Genomic DNA, 3,568 nt, shown 5'->3' on the forward strand with positions numbered 1-3,568 from the left:
TTTCAAAACCTTATTTTTTTTCTTTTTTCATATAAGTTACTCTTTAATTATCTTCAAAATATGAAGGTATATAAGCTCCAATGAATATTTTTGTAAGAAATGCCAAACAATACTGACTATTATTTTTAAAAAAAGACATAAACGTTATTATTGAATATAGAAAAGGTGTACTTTTGAAGATATATCATGTATGATTTCGGTATTAATTCCCACATATAATTACGACATAAGTGCGCTGTTACAAACTGTACACAAGCAACTAAAAGCTAGTCTTGTCGATTTTGAAATCATTATTCTTGAAGATGGTAGTACTACACATATAAATACCAGTTTAAACTTAACAAACACTCAGGTTTTAATTAATAAATTCAATGTAGGGCGTGTGAGTGCTAGACAGTTTTTAGCTAGTAAAGCGCAATACAGTTGGTTATTATTTCTTGATGCAGATGTGCTTCCAAAAAAAAGCTCTTTTATTCATGATTATATATTGCAAACAAAACTAGGTTACGATGTTATTTTTGGAGGCTTTGCTTATTATAAAGATAAGCCTAAAAAAAATTATGTTTTACGTTGGAAATATGGAAAAACAAAAGAACAAGTCTCTTCTGTAAAAAGAAACCATAACCCATATAAAGTTATTATTTCTGCTAATTATTTAATACGAAAATCTATTTTTGAAACCATTAATACTAAAATGAATGGAAAAGGTTATGGCTACGATAATTATTTTGGAGCCTTACTAAAACAACATTGTATTAAAGTACTCCATACAGATAATGAAGTCTATCATTTAGGTATTGAGAAAAGTAAAGATTATTTAAAGAAAAAAGAACAGGCTGCCGAAACTTTAATTCACTTATATAATTCTAATACTATTACAGCCCACAGCAATGACCTATTGTTGTTATACCTTAAATTGAAACGCTACCACTTAATTTCATTTTTTAGTAGTTTGTATAAACTATTAAAACCAATTATGTGTTTAAATTTAACAAGTGACAGACCTTTAATTGGAGTTTTACAGTTTTATAAAATTTCGTACATGTGTTATACTTCAAAAAAAGTAAACTCTCTTTAATCTAGACTACTTTTTAGCAGCAACAAATTCTTCAAAATCTCTAATATAATCGTCTTCTTTATAAACATCTGAAGCTAATACTAAACACACAGCTCCTGAAGAGAAATTCTCTAACTCTCGCCAAATTCCAGGAACTATTAATAGGCCTTTATTAGGTTTATTAAGTGTTACTGTTTTAGTATTTTTTCCATCTTTTAAAATAACATCAAAACTACCACTTAATGGTAATAAAAATTGTTTTAAGTTTTTATGAGCATGTCCTCCTCGATAAGCATCTATAGGTACATCGTATAAATAATAAACACGTTCTATTTTAAATGGTAAACAGTCTTTTTCTATAACAGATAGATTTCCTCTCCCTCCTTCGTCTACTATTCTTGGGATTTCTATAACGGTTGTAGAATCGATTGTATTTTTTTTCATTTACATTTTTATTTTTTTTGCTTTATAGTTGCTCTATATATTGTTTCCAGTTTTGTGCTATACGCTCCATTGAAAACCGTGCTATGCTCTGTTTGGCATTATTCTTACATTTTTGATATAGTGTATCATCTAGCACTAACCTATTCATGGCTTCTGCAAAAGCATTTGCATTATAATTTTCAACTAACAGTCCATTTTCTTCATTAATAATTACCTCCTTTGGCCCCGACTTACAGTTTACTGAAATTACTGGTGTTTTTAAAGACAGAGATTCTATTAAAACCATAGGAAACCCTTCATACCTGCTTGTTAAAACTGTATATCTGGCATTTTCGACTAAATAAGCTGGATTAACAACATAACTTTTAAAAACAACGTCTGTATTTAGATTTAATTGTGCGGTGTAATCTTTAATTTCTTGTAAATTTTCACCGTCTCCCAATATTAATAATTTATAGTCTAACGCAGAAAGTTTTGATACCTTATATGCGTTTAATAAAAGTTTTAAGTTTTTGTGTTTATCTTTAATCCTTCCGAAGAAAATAATATATTTATCTAAGTTTAATTCTTGCGGTGTTACGCCTTTATCTTCTTTATTAACATTACTATCATCGAAAGCATTGTAAATTGTTGTCACTCTTTTTAAACTAAATTTCTTTTTAAATTTAGTTGCTGCTTCATTAGAGACCGCAACCATATTTTCATTTTTATAGAGCAATTTACTTAACCAATTGTAACGAGAAAAGGCATGACTTGTTTTATAGTTATGAATAACATAAACTACAGGGCAGTTTTTATAAATAAATTTACTTACTAAAAACGCTCTATATGCAGACACTCGCGCTCTATTGTCTATTATACAATCGAATTGATGCTTTTTTAAATACGTTTTAAATTTACGAAGTCTATCTAACCTGCCTAAAAAAGTGTCTTTTTTATCTTTTAGTTCTCCTAGATTAAACAGCGTGCCTTTATAATCGTACTCTACTTGATTTAAAACACTAACTATATGCACTTTATAACCAATAGCGTGTAACATTTTAGACAGTGTTGCCGATGCTTTTTGGGCTCCTCCTCTTCCTAATGAAGACACTACAATACATATCTTTTTTTTATTATTACTTTGCATTGGTTATTTTTAGCAAACTTATTTAATATTTCCAACAAATATAGTGAATGAAGATTTTATTAATAGGAGAGTATAGTAGGTTACATAATTCATTAAAAGAAGGATTAATACAACTAGGACACGAGGTAACTCTTATTAGTACTGGCGATGGTTTTAAAGATTACCCAGCAGATATTAAGATTAAATCTAAAGTCTTAAAATATAGCGCTCTAAAGGTTTTAAGTAAACTAATTTTAAAATTTACTGGTATTAACTTACATGAATTAGAAAACTACTGTAATTTTAAAGCTACTCTTCCTAAATTAAAAGACTTCGATGTTGTACAATTAATTAATGAAAAGGTTGTTAACACGAGTACTAAGTTAGAAATTCGTTTTTTAAAAGCTGTTTTAAAACAAAATAAAAAACTTTTTCTGTTATCCTGTGGCACAGATTATAGTAGTGTAAAATATGCTTATGATAAAAAAATTAGATATTCTATTATGACTCCTTATCATGAAATGGGTTTGACTAAAGAATATCAATTTGTTCTTAAATACTTAAGTCCTTCTCATTATAAATTACACTCATTTATTTTTAATAATATAAATGGCGTTATTGCTTCGGATATTGATTACCATTTGCCGCTATTAAATCATCCAAAATATTTAGGGATGATTCCAAATCCTATAAATACAGATACTATTATTTATTCTCCATTAGAGATTAATGAGAAAATAACTATTTTTCATGGTATTAATAAAAGTAATACTATAAAAAAAGGAGGTGAAATCATTGATGAGGCATTAAAGATTATTGCTAAGAAGTTCCCCAATAAAGTGTCTATAAAAAGTACTTGTAATATTCCGTATGAAGCCTACATAAAAATTTATAATGATGCGCATATTTTAATGGATCAAGTTTATAGTTTCGATCAAGGCTATAACGCACTAGAGGCT

4 protein-coding genes are annotated in these 3,568 nt (G+C 28.1%); 2 read left to right on the forward strand and 2 right to left on the reverse strand.

Features of this window, described 5'->3' with window-relative positions; translation table 11 throughout:
* Positions 1-190 precede the first annotated feature (190 nt).
* Positions 191-1,078, forward strand: a complete 888-nt coding sequence (locus ACVC2P_RS19875; protein ID WP_452600193.1) for a glycosyltransferase family 2 protein — start codon at positions 191-193, stop codon at positions 1,076-1,078.
* A gap of 6 nt (positions 1,079-1,084) precedes the next feature.
* Here the strand turns inward: ACVC2P_RS19875 and ACVC2P_RS19880 are convergent, their stop codons facing one another.
* On the reverse strand, positions 1,085-1,501 hold the full coding sequence (locus ACVC2P_RS19880; protein WP_452600194.1) for a sugar 3,4-ketoisomerase: 417 nt from the start codon (positions 1,499-1,501) through the stop codon (positions 1,085-1,087).
* A 22-nt stretch (positions 1,502-1,523) separates the two neighbouring features.
* Positions 1,524-2,630 carry a glycosyltransferase gene (locus ACVC2P_RS19885; protein WP_452600195.1) on the reverse strand — a complete coding sequence of 369 codons (1,107 nt, stop codon included), beginning with the start codon at positions 2,628-2,630 and terminating at the stop codon, positions 1,524-1,526.
* Between the two features lie 47 nt (positions 2,631-2,677).
* Between ACVC2P_RS19885 and ACVC2P_RS19890 the strand changes: the two genes are divergently transcribed.
* The coding region (locus ACVC2P_RS19890) for a glycosyltransferase family 1 protein (protein WP_452600196.1) at positions 2,678-3,568 on the forward strand (891 nt) is incomplete at its 3' end.

The organism is Pontimicrobium sp. MEBiC01747, from assembly GCF_053601635.1.